Here is a 20,362-nt window from a genome sequence, read left to right as displayed (position 1 = left end):
TCAATTTCAAAAAGACCAGTAAGATTTTTCCTAACTGGTCTAGTATTGTAAATGAAGATTTAACGGAATAACACTTCTGTAAATATAATAATCATCCAAGTTTATCGCTAACTATTTTTTCTTTTACCGGCATCCAAATTTCGCTATATACATTTTCCGAAGTACCATTGTGCTTTGTAAAAGAAATCCCAGGTATATCCGCTACTTCATAACCTGAAGAAGGCAACCATTCAGAATAAATTTTAGCAGTAGTTTCTTGAAGCGTAACAGGAAATGGTCCTTGATTAGGGAAAATTGCCCATAAACTTTCTTCAATAGAAAGTTGTTCTAAATCATCGAATGTATTTTCTTTTGTAGTTGCAAAACCAATCATATGAGTTAAGTAGCCTTTTTCTTCCAAGAAACCATCATCAAAATCATAAGATACATTCAAGACTTGATGAGGATATAAATCAGCTAATTGATGCATTTCATTTCTTTGTTGTTCGGTAATTGACTGGGCTAGTTCTAAGATAGCATTATTTTCACCTTCGAATTGAATTGGCACTCTTTTCGATACACCTACTATATTAAACTTCTCTTTCTTTTCAATTTTGAATTCCATTGATATTCCTCCTCTTATATCTATAAAGAATGAAAATTTGGGAAATGATTTTTGAATTTTGTTTTTAGTTACTTCTGAAGGTAAAAAACCACTCCATTCACGAAAGGCTCTTGAAAATCCTTCTATAGATTGATAACCATATTTATAGGCAATATCTGTCACTTTTGCTCCGTTAATTAATTCAACATTTGCAACTGATAATCTCCTATTTTTGATATACTCATTCAATGACATTCCAGCCATATACGAAAACATTCTTTTAAAATGATAATCAGATAGTCCTACAATTTTTGATATATCTTTTCCAGAGATTTCTTCCGTCAAATGTGTTTTAATGTAGTCCATTAAATTATTGAATTCTTGTAACATTCATTTCCCTCCTTTACAAATACATATTATCGGTAAAATTTATTTTTCACTCGATATTTTATATACGGAATGTATCGGAATTTGCTTTCATAATTATTTTTATAGGCACTTTAACATCATTTCATAACATTCTATATTAGTCATCTATGACGTTAAATAGCGATTAAACGTACTCAACTTGTCTTAAACGAATATCCATATTGGTATCAGAGACTTTATTCATTAGCACATCCACTGCAAGCTCCTTAATAGAGCGTTCACTATCATCAAATCTTAGCTGATCAAGATAGTTGAACAATGCAATATAACCTTCTAGGTATGTAGTAGAAATACAAAAGACATTCTTTCAATATCGATTTTCAGCAATCGGGTGCCATAGTGAAATAAGGGTTAGGTATTCCTAATAAAGAAACTCGCCAATTACTGATCTGAACCGATATGCCAGGAACTTGTTGCAGATGAATCAACGCTGACCTTGTTAGACAAATTTTCTTTTTTCAGTAAGTCACGAAACACGCCCTCAGCCATAGGTGACCGGCAAATGTTTCCCAAACAAACAAATAATACATTAATCATGTCATAAACTCCTTTTACTCTTTTAAACTAAGTTTCGTTTTCCATATCGACCATTCTAAGCATTTTAACAAGCGTTGTAAAATGAAGAGTGAGATACAGATCTTTTACAGATCACGTCATAATCGTGCCAAGCACTGCCCTATGGATTATAAAAAGGGTAGGGACACTTTATCGTCATAATCTGCCCATCTAAATAGTAATAATGGTATAAGGATTGTTTTTTCCATATCAAAGATCTGGTTAAAAATACTTCTAAATTTTACAACTTAGATTAAGAGCTTAATAAGGAGGCGTGTATAGTGAAATCGATTGGAATCTTAGGCGTAGGTCAAGCAGGTGGGAATATAGCGGAAATTGCATCAGCCTTGAATTTTCCAACAGCTCTCATTAATACGAATCAACGTGATGGTGTTGTAAACACCCGGGTAGAAAAGAAGTTTTTCGTTCCAGGATACAACGGGGCAGGTCAGGATCGTTCATTAGGTTTACGTGCACTTCAAGAAAACTATAAGGAAATCATTGATTTTGTTAACAGCTCCTTTAAGAACATTAAGCTTTTACTAGTGGCGTTTTCAACCGATGGCGGCACGGGGTCTGGGATGAGTCCGATGTTAATTGATCTGTTGATTGATCAGCTCCCTGGTATCAAGGTTGGGGCAATCGCGGTTATCCCTGAACGAAATGTATTAGCGGGAAATCGTATCAATACGGCTGAGTGTATCGAAGAACTTTCCAATATAGAAGGCATTTCTTCTGTGTTCCTCATCGACAATGACCAAATGCGGAAACTGAAACCACAATCCAGTAAACACGAAATTTATCTTTCTGCTAATCTTCATGCCATAGAGGCCATTAACCATCTTCTGAAAATTACGAAGAAGAGCTCCTTCTTTGGCAATTTTGATGAAACAGATTTAATGAATATCCTTGGTTCCAGAGGTGTAACGATAATCTCTTCCGCTCCTATTACGGACGCGAAAAATACCTCGGAGGTCTCGAAGAAAGTTCAGGTTTCTTGGGAGAACTCGATTTTCTGTCCTATTGAGTCACAGGGGGTAATCCGAGCTGGGCTGATTTATGAGGGACCAGAGAACATTTCAAAGTTGATTAATGTACCGTCCATCTTTGAAAGAGTGGGGGAACCGCTGCAATTATTCGAAGGAACCTATATCACAGAAACGGACCCTACGATCACAACCATACTTGCTGGACTATCCTTCCCAACCCGTCGGATGCTCTCTGTAGAGGAATCGATAGAAAAGAATAAGGAACGACTCCAGAACCTTGTAAAAAAGGAAAATACCCAAAATTACGAGTCAGGAATTCGTTGGGCATCCAACTTAAAACTGATGAAACAGGAAAGAAAGCCAGTGTCTATCACTTCTAAATTAAATAAGTATCAAAAATAATACCCATGAGTGATAGGAAACAAAGTCGGGAGAGACATAACCTCAAGTAAAAGATAGATAGGCTGACTTATACTAGCCGTATTGTAACGACTATGCTAAGTCAGCCCATTTAAAACTATTTAAGCCTTTGTTTGTTTACTTTTCATAGGTTAGACCAAAATCAAACCCATATGCATTACCGTTCTTATCACGATATACATAGGAAGGATCTTCATCATAACCAGGAACATCACCATTGTTGTTATTAATCGCTTCTTGATCAGCAGGGATGGTAAATGGAAGTTTTCCTGTTGGAGCAAATTTGCCGCGAATAACATCAACTAACGCTTCTGCTTTTACTCCGAATACCGCTAATGTAGCTGCCGCATTTTCTTCAATCTCTCCAATCAACCATGGACTGGTCATATTAACCGTCAGGATGGTAGGAACTGCTTCTTCAATTTCTTTTATTCTTTCCACATTTATGCCTGTTTCTGCACCTAGCGCTACAGAAAGTGGAATGTCCGGACGATCAGGTACTGTGTTTGGAATGGCATAAATTAGTGCATGCGTAGCTTCGTCTAGGTTGCCAACCACTTGAATAGCTGGATCATATTGTTTGATCGATTTTTTTCAAATCAGCTGTTCTAGTTTGTGCGCTGGCTCGTTTGTTCTACTGGCTGCTCTTTGAAAAATATTTCCGAGTATCTTCACGTATTTGTTTGGATAAGACTTGATTAAGTTCTTCATTCAACCATGAAAGTGTTTTACTTCGCAAGAAATCACGCATTTTTTCCTCTGCAGCGAGCATAACTATATTGATCGTACAAGAGGAGGGAGCTGAACAGCAGTTTTCTCTATACAAATAACCATTATCTTTAATATTTTTACATTGAAAAATTGGCTTAGGACCTTCAACTGCTTCGATTACATCCCAAAAGGAAATTTCTTCTGGAGGTTTAGCGAGTTTATAACCACCTTTAACCCCAGGAACTGAACTTACAATACCAGCCTTAGATAATTTAGTAAAAATCTTTGAGAGATATGTATCTGAAATACCTTGAAAAAAGGAAAGTTCCTTTATGCCAGTGGGAGAATCCTCAGGAATATCAATTAAATAAACGAGACAGTGGAGTGCATACTCAACTCCAATACTATACTGCATTAAAAACACCTTCTTCATAAATAAAAAGTAATTCCTTTAATTAATCTTAGAAATGTTTTAATTCTTTGTCAAACAAACAAATTCACTTAATGGAGGAATGACATAATATGAAAAACAACCCAATATGGATATAGTTAATCATCGATTAATATTGTCTATAATTGCTATTAAGATACTATCTTCAAATATTTATATGTTCTCAACAAACATTACTTAAAAAAGGGATCATCTGCTGCTGCACGGCCGATGATCCTTTTTTTGAAATTTTTCTCTATCGACAATATCCTTAATGGTTACATTTCTTACGCCAATAAAAAAGTAGAATAATTAGTAGGCGATACCTACACGTGATTGTAGATAATCATTACTTTTTATCAGGTTATATGTAAATTCTGCTGTATCCGGTACGGATATTTCAACGCCACCCTGCGGTAAAAAATTACGATCTACACGATAATTACCTACACTCTTACCATCCGGCAAATAGGTAGGGCAGACAATAGTCCATTCGAGTGTTGATTGCTTGAGCATATCGTAAACTTTATGATGTTCTTTCGCTGCGCGGACTGACTTGCGCTTTGATTCACTTGACTGATAACGAAGTGTATTTGGGCTGGTTCTACTTTGCAGGATACCTGCAGTGCCTATAGTTATAATTCGTTTTATACCTTCGTTTTCCATTGCTTCGATTATTAGTGGCATACTATCTGATAGAGTGTTTGTCCCATCAGTATTTAATGCACTAATAACAACATCGATCTCACGCATGGCACGTACGATATCATCTTTATATAAAACATTACCTTGATGAATAGTTAAATTTTCATTGTTTATTTGAATCTTCTCTGGAGTGCGGACTAATGCAGTAACATGATGTCTGTCACGAAGGGCAAAAGTAACTATTTGACATCCAACTCGTCCAGTTGCACCTAAAATTAAAATATTGATGAGAACGAACCTCCTTTTACGATACAATATTACTCTACACTTAAAAGTAAGTATATCGTTTTCTTCAGGAAATAGGTATAAAAGTTGATGGGGCGGTTTATTTAAATCAAATCTTATCAATAAAAAATTATAGACTCATTAAACGTTTAAGTGCATCCAGCTCTGTCAAACATAATAAAAGACTTGAATAGAAGGGTTTTATAAAAGGAGTCAGAAAATCACATGAAGTTGTCTAAAGTTCAAATATTCTGGATGCTGACTACACATGCTCTTGGTGTAGCTATAATGCTCATATTAAGACAAACCATAGATATTTCTAGGCAAGACGCTTGGTTATCTGTTTTAATTGGGGGAGGATTAAGCATATTCATTGTTTTCATTGCAGTAAAACTCAGCCAGATATTCCCCAATCAATCCTTCATTGAATATATTCAAGAAATTCTAGGAAATAAGATTGGTAAGGTTGTTCTTTTAGTTTATTTTGTTCAATGGTATTCGGTTATCGGTTTAATCCTACGCGAATTTTCAGAACTAATGAAATTAACCATGCCTAGGACTCCTACTTGGGTTATTATATTAGGTATGCTTTTAATTGTGGTCTATGCTACCTATCAAGGAATAGAAGTCATTGGTCGATGTAGTGAATTTATTGGTCCGATTATTATTTTCATTGTTTTAATTACATTATTTTTAAATCTAAATAATGTTGACTTCTATAAATTGACACCTATAATTTCAGAGACAGGGCTGTTGTCCATAATAAAGGGAGCTGTTCCGACTGCTGGTTTTATCGGCCAAAACGCAATCATCATTATGCTTATTGTGTTTATGAAAAAGCCAAAGGAAAGTTTATTTCCCGCCTTATGGGGAACAGCTTTACCTGCTGTCATGGTTTCCCTTGCTACCCTTACTGTTATTGCTACATTCGGTCCAAATTTACCTGCACATATGTGGTATCCTTATTTCCGGTTAATCAGAGTTATCTCTGTAGCAGATTTTATCCAAAATGTTGATATTATTTTTATTGTTGTGTGGCTGACAAGTGTTTTTATGCGTTTAGCAATATTTTTCTTTGTGGCCAGCTATGGCTCGGCACAATTCTTAAAAATAAAAAACTGGAAGAAAATGATTTTTATTAATGCACTGATTGTTTATATAATCAGTTTATTGCCTCGTGGCATTGTTATGTCAGACATTCTATATCCTGTTTTTATTACACAAAGAATTACTATGCCTGTTCTTTTGTTTGGAATCCCATTACTTTTGCTGATAATTGCTAAGATACGTAAGAGAAAACTAATTGACAACTAAGGCTAATGGGGGATTAATTGATGATTTTTACTTTGTCGGACTTTGTACCCGTTAATCTTATCTTGCTAGTGACATGAATAGACACTTCAATCTCCTTAAAATGTTTACTCCAATCTTTTTTTAATTTTTTCCATTCATTGTTATCGTAACGTCGAAATGCTTCCCCAAATTGTAAGGGATCTGTTCCTAGCTTTTGAGATTTTTGAATGGTCATTTGAATTTGATTCTTGATTTCTTTTTCCTGCATTTTTTCTAATTCCTTAAGTACCTGTTGGCTTTCAATGTTGACGTTTTCACAATTTACTTCTGCTATTGTAGAATCTGCTGCAATATCTAAATCAATGGATAAATGATTCCCACTCTTAATGAAGGGTTCGATTGAATGTTTTGTTTCAGTAACTTTAAAATTAATCGATCCCTTTTCTTTACCTGGGCAGTTAATACCCACTTTGGCTTCTTTTATTTCATTTAGAATCCACATTAACCCAATGCTTTCTTTATTATCGAGATAGCCAGCAAGTTTATCCTTACTAAAGAGAGCCGTACCATTTAACTTAATTTTATTTTGTGGCTTACTTTCCGATACTTCTAACATAGTTGCAGTTGCACAAGTGGGCCCGCTTTCATACTCACTTATAAAATCTTCCCATTTTATTACTTTTACCAAGGATTCACGTTTAAATTGTTTGATCATATTTTTTATTCCAATTGCTTGAAATTTTTGAAGGTCAATTTCGGTTTCCAGTATTTCTTTCGCAGAACCATTTGTAACAATCATCCATGAAGTTCTACGAAATAATGGCTCTCTTTCAAAATAATCAAGCACATTTTCTAATCCATGCCTCGCCATTTTATCACCAAAGACAACTACGTAGTTATGAGATAAAAAGATTTTACGTGATGATTCCTTGGAAAAGTTTTTGACGGCGTCGTAGACTGTTTTTCCTTTTACAGTGAATAAGACAAATGGCTTTCCATTGGCTTCTCCAGATTTTATAGTGGATGATGGATTAACTATTTGAACAGTAATTTGAATAGGATTTTCCCCTGGTACCCTGTCTACGCCAATTCCAATTACAATGGCCAAATCATCAACTTCATTTTGGTCCCAACACCCTGTTAAAAATATTGTCATGTTAAATACTAATAGGTAAAATAAGCCTTTCCTTTTCATGGGACCTCCTAATTGATATACAGGTTTAGAAAGATGCTATTTAGATGGACCAGGTTTCGACGTTTTTTCCCTTTGTAGATTCTCCGAACTGATTAACTCAGGTCTATTTTTCATGTTCCACCATGGAGCACGAAAAATCGTGTCTTTGATCCCACTCCCATTAAAAGGAGCAATTGGAGTTAGGTAGGGGACACCAAATGAACGTAGAGAACATACATGGATTAGGATCGCAACTAGACCCAACATAATACCGTAAAATCCTAGAACACCAGATAAAATCATTAAAGGAAAACGGAGCATTCTTATACTAATGGCAATATTAAATGCTGGAATAGCAAAGGAAGCAATGGCGGTAAGCGCGACCACAATTACCATCGGTGGGGAAACGATTCCAGCAGACACTGCAGCTTCTCCAATTACTAACGCACCGACGATACTTACTGTTTGTCCAACCGGTTTAGGCAGGCGAACACCAGCTTCCCGGAGAGCCTCAAATGTTATCTCCATAAGAATCGCCTCGATAAATGAAGGGAATGGTACCCCTTCATGAGCACCTGCAACACTAATCAGGAGGGGGGTGGGCAGCATCTCCTGATGATAGGTGGTAATTGCGATATAAGCAGACGGTAGAACTAACGCCACCACAAAAACAAAATAACGAATAATCCTTACCGCAAAAGAGAATATGTACCGCTCATAGTAATCTTCACTAGATTGCAGGAATTGAATAAAAACGGTTGGTACCATCAAAACAAAAGGACTTCCGTCAACTAAAATAACAACCCGGCCTTCTAACAATTCCGCTGCAGCCTTATCGGGCCGCTCTGTATGGGCTATTTGTGGGAAAGGGGAGTAAGGATTGTCTTCAATTAATTCTTCAACATAGGCACTGTCAAGGATGGAATCAATATTAATCTTTTTTAATCTATGTCTTACTTCTTTAATAACGTCCTCATTTGCAACACTATCTATATAAGCTACAACGATATTGGTCTTAGTTTTTGTACCGGCAATGAATTTCTCCATTTTTAATTCGGGAGTTTTAATAATTCTTCTCACAAGAGATGTATTTGTTCTAAGATTCTCAGTAAACCCTTGTCTTGGCCCCCTAACAACAGATTCTGTAGCTGGTTCAGACACAGGGCGTACTTCGCCTCCCTTTGTACTAGCGAATAGGCATACTGCGGTACCATCTAAAAGGATGACAGTTTCTCCATTCAATATTGCATCAATTACTTTTTCAATATCCGATGATTCTTTTATATTTGCGATACTTATTAGACTATATTTAATTTGGGATAATCTTGCATCTGGCATTAATACTCTATTTGTCTGTAGCAAATGAAACTTATGTAATAAGGAACTCATGATGTTATCGTGAATGGTGTTTTTATCTGTAATTCCGTCAATATGGACAATTTGCGCATGAATTTTTTCTTCGTTTTCTAAGACTAGTTCCCTGAAAACAATATCACTGCAATTATGAAAAATTTTTTTGAGCAAAATGATATTGTCTGTTAAATTAGTTGTTAATGGTTCTTTTATTTTAATTTGATTGTTAGTTGATAGTGATATTTGACTTTTATGATTTGTTTTTTTGATTAACCGGCGTAATCTATTATTTTCCATAAGAGTATATCTCCTTTGCCAGTCATTAGCATGTTTTAGAATCACCTATATTTGAAAAAAATATGCAAATAGAACCATAGGCAAAAGTAATGATATAAATAGAAATTATCACATTGAATAATATCTTTTTAATCTTTATACTTTATCTAATGATTTAGCTAATTAATACAAAAAGCGGGAATAACCTTTTACATTAAATTCTACTAACTTAAACCATATTATTTAGAATGAGGTTGATTGGATGGAATTCAGACAACTTGAATATTTTATGGCTGTATGTGAAGAGTTACATTTCACACGTGCAGCAGAAAAACTCGGCATTACTCAACCTACACTTAGTCATCAAATAAAAGCCTTAGAAGATGAAATAGGAATGCCGCTTTTTGATCGTGTTGGAAAGAAAATTGCTATTACAGAAGCAGGATTACTTTTGAAGGAGCAGGGGACAAAAATTTTCGGTAATTTAAAAAGTGTTACAGAAAAAATACGAGAACTTCAAAAAATGAAAAGAGGAAAGCTCTCTATTGGAGCACTCCCTGGAGAAATAAATCATTTAGTTTCATTACAATTGCTGAATTTTCATGATAAATTTCCTGATATTCAAATTAAACTTGTCGGACTAGAAGACCTTTATGAACGTGTGTTAAAAAATGAACTTGATTTAGCCGTAACAATTATACCCGTTCAGTCTGATGATCGAGTAACTGTTATACCCTTATATAAAGAAAAATTCTTCTTAGTTATCCCTGAAAATCATATTTTAGCAAGTAAGGACGAAATTAAATTTGAAGAAATTCATGACCTGCCTATTATTATGTTTCCACAAAATCATCAGTGCAGAAAATTGGTAGATATTTCATGCAGCGCTATTGGGCTTAAAATGCAGCCCAAAATAGAAACAAATACATTTGAATCCATCATCAGCTTAGTTAGAGCAGGGGCAGGAGCAACTATATTATCAAAAACCATACTAAGCCTTAATGATACTTCTGGATTAAAAGTGATTAATATTGTAAACCCAACCATATGCAGACAGGTTGGTATTGTTGTTCATAAAGATAAATACATTGGGTATGCAGCCCGGCAGTTTATTGATTTATTAACCGATTATGTTAAAAGTCTAAATTTGGAAGAACCCATAAATTGTGATGCAATATGATCATGAATAATTTAGATTTTCATCAGACAAAAACCTCAAGTGGTAACAGTTATAGGCATGTCCTCCAACTGTTTATCTCTTGAGATTTTTTTTGACTAATAAAAAAAGGATACTAAACGATAGATTATTTCTATCGTTTATATAGAAAACATAATATTGTTCTATTATTATTCTGGATTTATAATTCAGTTACATACAAGAAAACATTAATGGGGAATGATAACTTAATGGTCTTTTCCCCGGTTTTCCAAGTCAAAATATAACTATAGGAGAGATGGGTAAAATGGGTGTAAGTCATATTATGGATGGAACAATAGCTAAGAGCAAACAAAGTCCTCTTCAATTCTTGCCTGTAAATTTATTTGGTTCTGTTATGGGAATATCAGGGCTCGCCCTGGCGTGGAGATGGTCTCATGAACTATTCGGAACTTATTCGTTTATTGGTGAATTGATAGGGGCATTGGCAATAATCATTTTTATTATTTTAAGTATTTCATATTTAATAAAATTTTTTATGTATCCACAAAAAGTTAAAGATGAATTTAACAATCCGATTGTCGGAAATTTCTTTGGTACGATCACCATCGCGATCCTATTATTGTCTTCCGTTATTGCACCTTATAGTATAGCGCTTTCTGAAATTGTATGGGTTATTGGCACAGTACTTACAATCGTTTTGGCTTTTATTATCGTTCATCGCTTAATGAATCAAAAACAAGAAATACTTCATGCAACTCCTGCATGGCTAATTCCTGGTGTAGGTACGCTTGATATAGCTGTTGCTGGTGGTACCATGCCTTTTGCATGGAGCGAAGAAATCAATCTTTTTGGCTTTGCAGTAGGAAGTATCTTAGCGCTTGTGTTTTTCACATTAATTTTTTCACGCTTAATGCATCACGATCCTATGCCGGAAAAATTAACACCTTCATTAATGGTTTTAATTGCGCCATTTGGAGTGGGATTCTTGGCATACACAAACATTATAAAAGATGTTGATATGTTTGCCTCTATATTATTTTACTTCGGATTATTTTTAGGGATTGTTCTTTTTGGAAAAGTATTTAAAAAGGGGTTACCGTTTGGTGCATCTTGGTGGGCCGTAAGCTTTCCAATGGCAGCAGTCGTTAATGCAGCCTTTAAATATGCAGCATTTGTGAATACATGGCCATTAAAAGCAATAGCTGCGATTTCTTTAATGATTCTAACTATAGTACTAGGAGTTATATTTGTTCGTACGTTAATATTCCTTTTCAAAGGTGAACTTCTAAAAGCATAACATTGGTAAAGGGTAATACTTTCCCTTTCTAAAATCAATAAAACTAAGGAATGAAGGATAACATGAAATTTTCAAACTTACTCTTTAAGTTATTAATGTTGTTAGCTGCTTCGTTACTGGGATTGACAGCGACAATCGTTAATTATTTATACAAAGATGGTTTCAGGATACAGGATTTAACCAACGTTCAATACGGTTTTGCAGTAATAATCATATGGCTGATAGTTCTTCCTGCAATTGGGAATCAAAAGATGCCTGGCAGGAAGACCTTGTGTTTGTTAGCAGGAACAGGAGTCAGTGGTGCCTGTGCGATTTACTTCTATTTTCAATCGTTAACCATGTTACCTGTTTCTTTAAGTATAATTCTTTTATTTCAATTTTCATGGATTATCACTTTAATAGATATTATTGTTAAAAAGAAGGGCGCAGGTTTTGAAAAAGTGGCAGGTATGATCATAATCCTTTTTGGAACATTTTTAGCTGTGGAGTTAACTAGTGTGAATTTAATAGATATCCCTGTTATTGGTGTCGGGTTAGGATTATTAGCTGCACTTTGTTTTGCAGTAAGCTTATATCTACCAGAATATATTAACAATGATTCTTCAGTTGCATTTCGATCTGCAATCACAATAACCATATCAGCAGTGGTGATACACATCCTATATCCCCCAACGTATCTCACTTCTGGGGTACTTTTTAAAGATGGATTTCTATGGTGGGGAATTTTGATGGCGTTGATTGGTCAAGTTATCCCATTATTATTTATGTTAATTTCCATACCAAAGATAGGGGGGCGAATGGCTGGAATATTAGGTTCCATTGAACTTCCGGCTACGATTTTTTTTGCTCTAATCATTTTAAAAGAAGAAATTACATGGTTACGTATACTAGGGGTTTTATTAATTTTAATAGGAATTTTTATGAGTGAAGCGATAAATGAAAAGAAGGAACTGGTGTTAGAGGGTTAAAACCTGGCTTGTATATGCTAGATATTCACGATTGGTAATTAACACCGAAAAGGTTAGTTAAATAGAAAAACTTAAAACTTCGAAATTAAGAGGGGAATAAATGAAAGCTGAGAAACTTCCATATGAACACCATTTATCTCTACAATTGTATGAGTTTATATCCAAAGACTATAAAGCTCTTTTGGAATGTTCTGCAAAAGAAATAAGTTGCTATGATTTATCTGGTAACGAGTTTTCCATATTGGAATTGTTTTATCATAAGAGAAAGGTGCGATTTGAGTAAATTGAAAGGGAGATTCTGATAACTAGGAGAGACATAACGATTTACATTAATCAATTAGAAAAAAAAGGATACATTAAACGTGGTCCATCAAAGGGTGTAAATTATGCACATATTACGAAAAAAGGTACAGAGCTGTTTGATAATATTTTCCCTAAACACAGTAAAGCAATCGATAGAGCTATGCATAGACTTACAAATGAAGAAAAGAAAATGGTTATTACATTAATAAAAAAATTTAGTCTCGACGCTTCAAAAGATTTGTAATTTTGAGAACATCAGTGATTTTTACTTGGAGAGGATGGTTTATTTGAAAAGATTTTTATGGACTCTTCTATTTTTTTCTTTAATTATTCTTGTTTCTTGCAGCCCAGGTCCTGATACCAGTTCATCTAAAAGCAATAAAGAATCCAACCATCAGGAAGATAAAAAATCTGACCCTCCAACAAAGGAAGAAAGTAAACCATCAGAATCTTTTCCAAAACAAATAAGAGATTTAGCTTTAAATGGAAAAGGTTTAAATTCTGAATTTACATTGAAAACTAACATCCAAAAAGTTTATGAAAAATGGGGCGATCCTGATTTTACAGATAAGTATAACGAGTATTTTTATGCAATGTATGAAAAACGGGACATTACATTTGGTTTTTATGAAAACGGGGAAATCTTTGATATTCGATCATACGATGACAAACTACAGTCATTAACCTATGATGAAATTAGCTCAGCACTTGGGGAACCTACCGATACAAGGAGTGTAAATGACGAATCTATTTATGTGTATAAACTGAATGAAGAAATTGAGTTAAAATTTATCATTCCTAATAAATCAGGCACAGTAGATCATACATCGGTATTCCTTACTAAAAAAACTGACGAAACAACAAACATTTCTAAGGACTATATTTTAGAAATCAAAGGAACATCCAATAATTTGTCAGAAAAAGCATGGACAAATATGTTGAAGTCACGTGCAGAAATGCTTACATTGGCTAAAAGCTACCCTAAGAATATATTTTTAAATGGATTTAACCAAAAAAAAGTTGCCCTTACCTTTGATGATGGACCAGATAAAACGGTAACACCTGCAATAATAGATATATTAGCTCAATATAACGTAAAAGTTAATTTCTTTTTTGTCGGTGAGAAAGTTCGTCTTTATCCAGAAATCGTAAAAACGGCATTCGACGATGGCAATTTAATATTAAGCCACAGTTATTATCATAATGACCTTAGTAAGCGTGATAAGGATGATATAACAAGAGATCTTGTAATGACAAACGATGCAATTCAAGATGTTATCGGGAAAAGACCAGCATTATTTAGACCTCCATATGGTGCAACAAATAACTTTGTCCTTTCTTCTGCACAAGAAAATAATTTAAAAATCGTTTTATGGTCGATTGACACTCTTGATTGGTCTCAAAAGGAAAGAGCTCATATTAAAGAAAATGTTCTTAATAATGTCCGTAATGGAGATATTATTTTAATGCACTCTGATGGAGATAAGACTGAAACTGAAAAGGCATTGCCTTTAATCATAGAAGGACTTATAAATAAGGGTTTTCAAATTGTTACTCTAGACATTTTAATTAATGAAGCGGCTTATAGATAATAAAGACTGATTGAAACCGCGTATTTTCTGTTTGAAACTAGTAATAGAATAGACCGGTGGGAAAACCGCCGGTCCCTTTGTAGACAGAGGATAGAAGCGATATAGAATAAAAGACAAAAAACGGGGGAAGACCCAAGTAATAAACTCACTTGGGTAGGCGACTATTCTGATAAGGCAGGTATGGAACATTTTTAGGGTTAAAGGAAATTACATCCGAAGAATAAATCTCAATGATTAATTTATTCCCTAACGTATTTGCTTGAATTAAAATAGGTTGATTGTATTTATTTTTAAAAACAAAATCAGGTCCATTCCAACTTACAGTGGCATCCCGCCCAGGTGGAACGTACGAAATCCGACTACTGTGGGGGTAACGCTGAATAACTTCTAAACCTGCATTATCTACTGCATTATAAAGAGTTGATGAAACTTGACATATTCCACCACCTGTATCTTCTGCAAATTTCCCTTTCACGATAACAGGCGCGGGTAAATAGCCTTTACCTGCTGTTCTTTCTCCAACCACTTTATTAAATGAGAAGGTTTCACCGGGATAAAGAACAAAATTATTAATCGCTTCTGCAGCAAGATAAATATTATTGTTTCGGTTTTTTTTATTGGTACTGAACGATGTAACATATTCCCCAATTTTTTCACTTCGAATGGTTCCAAGTAATTCACTATCAACCTGAGGATAAATGGCTTGTAATGGGGCTTCTAATTGAGATGAAGTATTATTAAAATAATAAGTATAAACTTGTTCTGTAAATTTTTGACGGTCTAAACGATAACCAACTTGTTCTCGAATGATATTTCCGGACCTATCTATAATTGCATTTTTGGGATCTTTAGAAACATTTTTGTCTATTTCGTCCATAAGTTTATTAAACTTTTCTGTATTCATAATGGGTAATCCAGGCAGGTTCATCGATAAGTCAGAACGATTAACCATTGATATAGGTTGACCATTGTTAGTAATTAATAAATTGCCTGGAATATTTAATTGTTGAGATAGAATCATTAGTCCAAGTATCCAAGTAAAATTCATATACAGGAAAGCCCCCTTAACGTTATATGACATGTAGAGACATTAGGCAATATTAAAAAAAGTTAATAAATTAGATAAGATAAGGAAATACAACATAAAAATGACTAAATACTTGTTATCTTATTCTTCATGAAGCGATCCTTAATTTGTTTTGTAATAAAAAGTAAAGGAATGTATATATAAATAAATACAAATCCGACGTTAGAAGAAAGATTACTAACCTTATCTACACTTTCAACATCCTTCAAACTTATTGATGCAATAATGGTTAAAAGAATAAATAATATTAAAGAACCTTTCGGGGGAAATGAAAGTGTTCTCTTGATTATTCTAGTACAGGCCCACATAGAGATACACATAGGGGGAATGATGACTAATAACCAAATAAAAATAAATATATACTCAAACCTTTCCAAAAAAGTAAAGTGGACGATTTTAAGCATCATTAAAGTTGGCCAAGGCAGTTGTTGTATTACTTCTTGATTAAAATAGAGAAATGAAATAAAGGTTACGATCAGGTAAACAATGATCGTATATAAATTCCCGAAATATGCCCATCTAGGAATTTTCGATGAGTCTTTAATAAAAGGGTAGTACATTAATATCCACTCAAAACCGAGAAAAAGCAATGTTGATGCTTTGGCAGATAAGAGTAAATCACTGATAGGGTGACTAAAAGCAGGTAATAAATATATGTAATTCGTATGTTTCATGGGGAAGTATATTAGTACAAATAAAAAAGATGGTAAAATGACTCCCCAGAAGCTGAAACCAGTTAAAACACGGAATCCATTTGATACGATATAATATAGTACAGCTCCGAATATGATGCTAAGTTGCCAGGTCTTGATTGTCGGATAAACCCATACTTGTATGACATCAATGTAAGCTCGAAAAACTGTAAAAGAGGCCAGCCAGAAGTAGCCTAAAGCTAATATAGAGAGCGCGCTTCCTAAAACTTTTCCAAAACAGTGTTCATGGACAGCTACTAAATCATTGTTATGGGAATCCAACATTTTGAAGATGATGAAAAGTATCAAATGAATGGAAACTCCCGAAATGATCAAAGAAATCCACGCGTCTTGTTCTGCATATTTACTGATATCGGCTTGGTAATTTAAAATGCCAATTCCCGTTTGTGAAGCATGAACTAAAAAGAAAGTAAAAAAAGTAGAAACTTGAAATTGTTCTTTTACTTTAACGCTCACTATTTTCCCACTCCAGCTTGTCTAATGATAATGTTTGAACTTACATTAAACGTCATTTTAGGGTAAATATTTTTATAAAAGTTATCCTCAGACCATTTATTATGGTGAATTTTGTGCATTCTACCGAAGCCTATAGGATCCACATTTTTGGCTTGGAGATTTTTAAGAAGAGTTGTAGTATCCCTTGAAATTGATTTCTCCAATTCATTTATTATTTTTTTATAATCTTTTTCATTTTCAACTGTCATCCAGTCTGGTAAACCTGCTAGTTCTACATTAAGAACAAGATTAATTTTTGCCTCTTCGCGGTTATTTTTGTTAATTATTGTAATTTTATGCTTTCCATAAAGAAATCTTACCCCAATGTTGCTGCTATCGTTGTTATTGGTGAGTTTTAAATTATACACCCCTGATTTATTCCTATCAGTCATTAATTTGAAAAATAAAGCCTCTTTCGTTGAAATCTTATATTTTAATTTATCCTCTTTAAATATTCCCATTCCATTAACTTTAACTTTTCCGCTGGAGTCTACTATTAAAAGTGGAAAAGACATATCGATCCCACTTCCAAAATATTGATCATATGTGGTGTGAATGTTGGATTCAGGGATACCTTCGTTTTTAATGCTTTGGTCGATTAAATTCATCAAGTAAAGTGGACTCTCATTTAGTGTTTTTTGAAATATTTTGCTTGGGGAACCATTTGTAATGACGATCCTTACAATGCCGATTTGAGGATCTCTACAAATTGTATCCAGGATCTGTGCTAAACCGTATGTACTTAATTTATTTCCGAATATAATTACCCTTAATTGTCCCATTTCTACTTTATATTGGGACTTATAACCAAGCTGTTCTCGTAAATTAGAAGGATTACTTGCAAGAGCAGAAATCAATGAAGAATTATTACCTTGTTGATAATTAGGATAGGCAACAATACCTTTTAACATTTTCTTCTCCCTATCAAATCCAATGTTATGCATTAAAGAAACCTCATCAATAATATTGTGAGGTATACATCCAGACAGGAGTAGAGATAAAACAACAAAACCAAATTTTACTAAAGTGTTATTCGTCATTAATATCCTCCTTCTGTTTGTTTTTCTCTTTTGGTGAAAATTTTATTGTTTCTTTCGTTCTTAAAAAATCTGGCCTTTTATTTAATTTACGCCAAGGTGACCTAATAAAACTATCTTGAAAATTATTGCGTCGAAATGGATATAAAGGAACCATGTAAGGAGTTTCAAACGATTTTAGTTTAAACAAATGACATAGTAAAACGGCAAAACCGATGATGATACCTAACCCACCAAGTAATGAGGACATAATGATAAAGGGAAATCTTAATAATCGAATTGTGTTGGACATAGTGATAGTTGGTGTAGTGAATGAAGCTAGGGCTGATAAAGCGACGATTATTAATAAAATATTACTTGTCAGTGCAGCAGCAACTGCTGCCTGCCCAATCACAATACCTCCAACAATTCCCAATGTTTGTCCAATCTTAGTAGGCAAGCGAGCTCCTGCCTCTCTTAATAATTCAATTGTCATTTCTAAAAACAGAACTTCCAATAACGGTGGAAATGGAACGTTTGCTCTGGACTTTATTAACGGACCTAGTAAATCTACGGGAATAACCTCATAGTGAAACGTCACAACAGCAATATAAATAGAGGAAGAAATGATTGAAAAGATGATCCCAAGTATTCGTATTAAACGAAGGAACGAACCAGTAATCCAGTTATAATAATAATCCTCTGATGCGATAAAAAAATCGAGTATGGTAGAAGGCCCGGATATTGCGGATGGTGAACCATCACTAAAGATAACTACTTGGCCACTAGAGAGTGTGTAAGAAATTCTATCCAGCCTCTCTGAAGTTACGTAAAGTGGAAAAGGAGTATAAGAATTATCTCTAATGATTTGGTCAATAACATGAGTATCCCAAATAATATCAAAGTCTATTTCAGACACTCTGTTTTTTACTGTTTCTATATGTTTTTCATTTGTTATACCATCTAAATAAACAATGACAACTCTAGTTTTCGAAAGTGTGCCTAGAATAAGCTCTTCGGTTGTTAATAAAGGAGATTTTAACTTACTTCGAAGTAAAAGAATGTTAGTATCAAGATTCTCGACAAACCCTAATTTTGGCCCTGTAACACTATACTCATTCTCAGTTTCATTCGTTGTTCTAACCCCTTTATATAAATTGCTTACGTTTAGTAAAAGACAATCTTCAGCGCTATTTCCAAATTTTATAAGTACATATCCTTTATATATTTTGTCTTCGATTTCTTTTGCATCATGAGTTCTAATTACATCTTCAAGAGGAAGATTGTTTTTAAATTGATTAATATCTAGAGGTTGGTCTATCTTTTTTTCACATTCATTAATATAGGGAAGAAATACACGTTCCATCGTCTTATGATCAATAAGTGTGGTGAAATAGAAAATTATTATCTGGACTCCTGAAACATTTTTTTTAATCTCTTTAAAATCAGATGATTTTTTAGCTCTTTTCACTATTTCTGTATGTGTTAGATTTTCTGTATTCTGACTATTTTTTTTCTTAAACATCAAATGTACTCCCTAATATATTGTCAATTCTTATTATAATTACAATCTAAAATTGTATTCACTTGATCATTTTATTCCTGTATGGCAAACGAATTTTTAGTTTAATAAATTGAATTTTAACTTATCAGCATTTAGGAGCAATCAAAAAGACTGCTTGGCAGGCAAGGAAAAGAGGATAAAAGAGGAATTGAAAATAAAGGCAAGGGCAACATAATGATTATGAATTTGATTATGAAGGTTTAACTTTTTATATTTTATTAAAAAGCGAAAAGGAGATTAGCATCATGTCAAATGTAAACCTAGCTATCATCTTTTATAGTTCAACAGGTACAAATTATCAATTAACACAATGGGCTTCCGAGGGAGCAAAAGAAGCTGGTGCAGAGGTTAAGGTTTTAAAAGTTCCAGAATTAGCTCCTCAATCGGTTATTGATTCGAATCCCTCATGGAAGAACTATGTTGAAGAAGTTGCAGTATGTGTTCCAACTGTATCACTTGAAGATTTAGAATGGGCAGATGCAATAATTTTTAGCATCCCCACTCGATTTGGTAATATGCCGTCACAAATGAAACAGTTCTTAGATACGACAGGTGGACTTTGGTTTAATGGAAAGCTTATGAATAAAGTCGTAAGTGCAATGACTTCGGCACAAAATTCTCACGGTGGTCAAGAGGCGACGATATTATCACTTTATACAACCATGTATCATTGGGGTGCAATTATTGCAGCTCCTGGTTATACTGATCCAGTTATATTTGGAGCAGGTGGTAACCCATATGGAACCAGTGTTACTGTTGATCAGAATGGAAAAATGGTTGAAGATGTCATTGCTGTTCAAGCTGCAGTTAAACATCAGGCAAAACGTACTATTACAGTAGCAGAGTGGGTAAAAAAAGCTAATCATTGATAAAACTAATTGTAACGATCCATTTTGTTTTTATAAACAGATAGAACGATTTGTATCGTCATTATGAATGCGGACCTGAAACCTTTGATTCATTAAACAAGTATCGAAAAATACTATTGGGACAACCTAAAGGAAGCTTTGGATATATTTCAATAG

At 34.1% G+C, this 20,362-nt stretch carries 18 protein-coding genes and 1 pseudogene; 7 read left to right on the top strand and 12 right to left on the bottom strand.

All coding sequences use genetic code 11. The features are described from left to right. Positions 1 to 91 precede the first annotated feature (91 nt). From ACIQAA_RS19225 to ACIQAA_RS19215, 3 genes and pseudogenes are all read right to left on the bottom strand, one after another. The gene (locus ACIQAA_RS19225) at positions 92 to 973 is read right to left on the bottom strand and encodes an AraC family transcriptional regulator (protein WP_402622389.1); all 882 of its coding nucleotides are present in this window, start codon (positions 971 to 973) and stop codon (positions 92 to 94) included. Between the two features lie 163 nt (positions 974 to 1,136). After that, positions 1,137 to 1,271 carry a hypothetical protein gene (locus ACIQAA_RS19220; RefSeq protein ID WP_402622387.1) on the bottom strand — a complete coding sequence of 45 codons (135 nt, stop codon included), beginning with the start codon at positions 1,269 to 1,271 and terminating at the stop codon, positions 1,137 to 1,139. 134 nt (positions 1,272 to 1,405) lie between these two features. Beyond that, a pseudogene (locus tag ACIQAA_RS19215) lies at positions 1,406 to 1,549 on the bottom strand (arsenate reductase/protein-tyrosine-phosphatase family protein); the annotation flags it as partial. A 299-nt stretch (positions 1,550 to 1,848) separates the two neighbouring features. Between ACIQAA_RS19215 and ACIQAA_RS19210 the strand changes: the two are divergent. Further along, positions 1,849 to 2,958 (top strand): FtsZ/tubulin family protein, encoded by a 1,110-nt coding sequence (locus ACIQAA_RS19210; RefSeq protein ID WP_402622385.1) that lies wholly within the window; start codon positions 1,849 to 1,851, stop codon positions 2,956 to 2,958. A gap of 135 nt (positions 2,959 to 3,093) precedes the next feature. On the opposite strand, the gene ACIQAA_RS19205 is transcribed toward ACIQAA_RS19210, so the two are convergent. The 3 genes from ACIQAA_RS19205 to ACIQAA_RS19195 form a co-directional block, all read right to left on the bottom strand. Further along, positions 3,094 to 3,561: a glycoside hydrolase family 3 C-terminal domain-containing protein gene (locus tag ACIQAA_RS19205; RefSeq protein ID WP_402622462.1), complete on the bottom strand. Its 468-nt coding sequence runs from the start codon at positions 3,559 to 3,561 to the stop codon at positions 3,094 to 3,096. A gap of 49 nt (positions 3,562 to 3,610) precedes the next feature. Next, positions 3,611 to 4,102 carry an Rrf2 family transcriptional regulator gene (locus tag ACIQAA_RS19200; protein WP_402622384.1) on the bottom strand — a complete coding sequence of 164 codons (492 nt, stop codon included), beginning with the start codon at positions 4,100 to 4,102 and terminating at the stop codon, positions 3,611 to 3,613. Between the two features lie 327 nt (positions 4,103 to 4,429). After that, on the bottom strand, positions 4,430 to 5,050 hold the full coding sequence (locus ACIQAA_RS19195) for an NAD(P)-dependent oxidoreductase (RefSeq protein ID WP_402622460.1): 621 nt from the start codon (positions 5,048 to 5,050) through the stop codon (positions 4,430 to 4,432). 222 nt (positions 5,051 to 5,272) lie between these two features. Here ACIQAA_RS19195 and ACIQAA_RS19190 point away from each other — a divergent pair, with 222 nt between their 5' ends. Beyond that, positions 5,273 to 6,361 carry a GerAB/ArcD/ProY family transporter gene (locus tag ACIQAA_RS19190; protein ID WP_402622382.1) on the top strand — a complete coding sequence of 363 codons (1,089 nt, stop codon included), beginning with the start codon at positions 5,273 to 5,275 and terminating at the stop codon, positions 6,359 to 6,361. Positions 6,362 to 6,374: 13 nt separating this feature from the next. Here ACIQAA_RS19190 and ACIQAA_RS19185 read toward each other — a convergent pair whose 3' ends face one another. Beyond that, positions 6,375 to 7,535, bottom strand: coding sequence for a Ger(x)C family spore germination protein (locus tag ACIQAA_RS19185; RefSeq protein ID WP_402622381.1), 1,161 nt, complete (start codon positions 7,533 to 7,535; stop codon positions 6,375 to 6,377). A gap of 36 nt (positions 7,536 to 7,571) precedes the next feature. Further along, the gene (locus tag ACIQAA_RS19180) at positions 7,572 to 9,164 is read right to left on the bottom strand and encodes a spore germination protein (protein WP_402622379.1); all 1,593 of its coding nucleotides are present in this window, start codon (positions 9,162 to 9,164) and stop codon (positions 7,572 to 7,574) included. Positions 9,165 to 9,405: 241 nt separating this feature from the next. Between ACIQAA_RS19180 and ACIQAA_RS19175 the strand changes: the two genes are divergently transcribed. From ACIQAA_RS19175 to ACIQAA_RS19160, 4 genes are all read left to right on the top strand, one after another. Continuing rightward, positions 9,406 to 10,323, top strand: coding sequence for a LysR family transcriptional regulator (locus ACIQAA_RS19175; protein ID WP_402622378.1), 918 nt, complete (start codon positions 9,406 to 9,408; stop codon positions 10,321 to 10,323). A gap of 283 nt (positions 10,324 to 10,606) precedes the next feature. After that, positions 10,607 to 11,599 (top strand): SLAC1 anion channel family protein, encoded by a 993-nt coding sequence (locus ACIQAA_RS19170; protein ID WP_402622377.1) that lies wholly within the window; start codon positions 10,607 to 10,609, stop codon positions 11,597 to 11,599. A gap of 62 nt (positions 11,600 to 11,661) precedes the next feature. Then, on the top strand, positions 11,662 to 12,567 hold the full coding sequence (locus tag ACIQAA_RS19165; RefSeq protein ID WP_402622376.1) for an EamA family transporter: 906 nt from the start codon (positions 11,662 to 11,664) through the stop codon (positions 12,565 to 12,567). A gap of 590 nt (positions 12,568 to 13,157) precedes the next feature. Further along, positions 13,158 to 14,462 (top strand): polysaccharide deacetylase family protein, encoded by a 1,305-nt coding sequence (locus tag ACIQAA_RS19160; RefSeq protein ID WP_402622374.1) that lies wholly within the window; start codon positions 13,158 to 13,160, stop codon positions 14,460 to 14,462. A 145-nt stretch (positions 14,463 to 14,607) separates the two neighbouring features. Here the strand turns inward: ACIQAA_RS19160 and ACIQAA_RS19155 are convergent, their stop codons facing one another. The 4 genes from ACIQAA_RS19155 to ACIQAA_RS19140 form a co-directional block, all read right to left on the bottom strand. Beyond that, positions 14,608 to 15,510: a VanW family protein gene (locus ACIQAA_RS19155; RefSeq protein ID WP_402622372.1), complete on the bottom strand. Its 903-nt coding sequence runs from the start codon at positions 15,508 to 15,510 to the stop codon at positions 14,608 to 14,610. A gap of 104 nt (positions 15,511 to 15,614) precedes the next feature. After that, complete coding sequence (locus ACIQAA_RS19150; RefSeq protein ID WP_402622370.1) at positions 15,615 to 16,718, bottom strand: GerAB/ArcD/ProY family transporter; 1,104 nt, start codon at positions 16,716 to 16,718, stop codon at positions 15,615 to 15,617. Further along, a complete protein-coding gene (locus tag ACIQAA_RS19145) occupies positions 16,718 to 17,797 on the bottom strand; it encodes a Ger(x)C family spore germination protein (RefSeq protein ID WP_402622368.1) in 1,080 nt (359 codons plus the stop codon). Before ACIQAA_RS19145 ends, ACIQAA_RS19150 begins: the two co-directional genes overlap by 1 nt. Beyond that, positions 17,787 to 19,298, bottom strand: a complete 1,512-nt coding sequence (locus ACIQAA_RS19140) for a spore germination protein (RefSeq protein ID WP_402622366.1) — start codon at positions 19,296 to 19,298, stop codon at positions 17,787 to 17,789. Before ACIQAA_RS19140 ends, ACIQAA_RS19145 begins: the two co-directional genes overlap by 11 nt. A 284-nt stretch (positions 19,299 to 19,582) precedes the next feature. On the opposite strand from ACIQAA_RS19140, the gene wrbA reads away from it, so the two are divergent. Continuing rightward, a complete protein-coding gene (gene wrbA / locus ACIQAA_RS19135) occupies positions 19,583 to 20,206 on the top strand; it encodes an NAD(P)H:quinone oxidoreductase (protein ID WP_402622364.1) in 624 nt (207 codons plus the stop codon). Positions 20,207 to 20,362 lie beyond the last annotated feature (156 nt).

It is taken from the genome of Neobacillus sp. NPDC093182 (assembly GCF_044754045.1).
The sequence above is the reverse complement of the archived record's forward strand: the minus strand, read 5'-3'. Positions and strand labels throughout refer to the sequence as shown.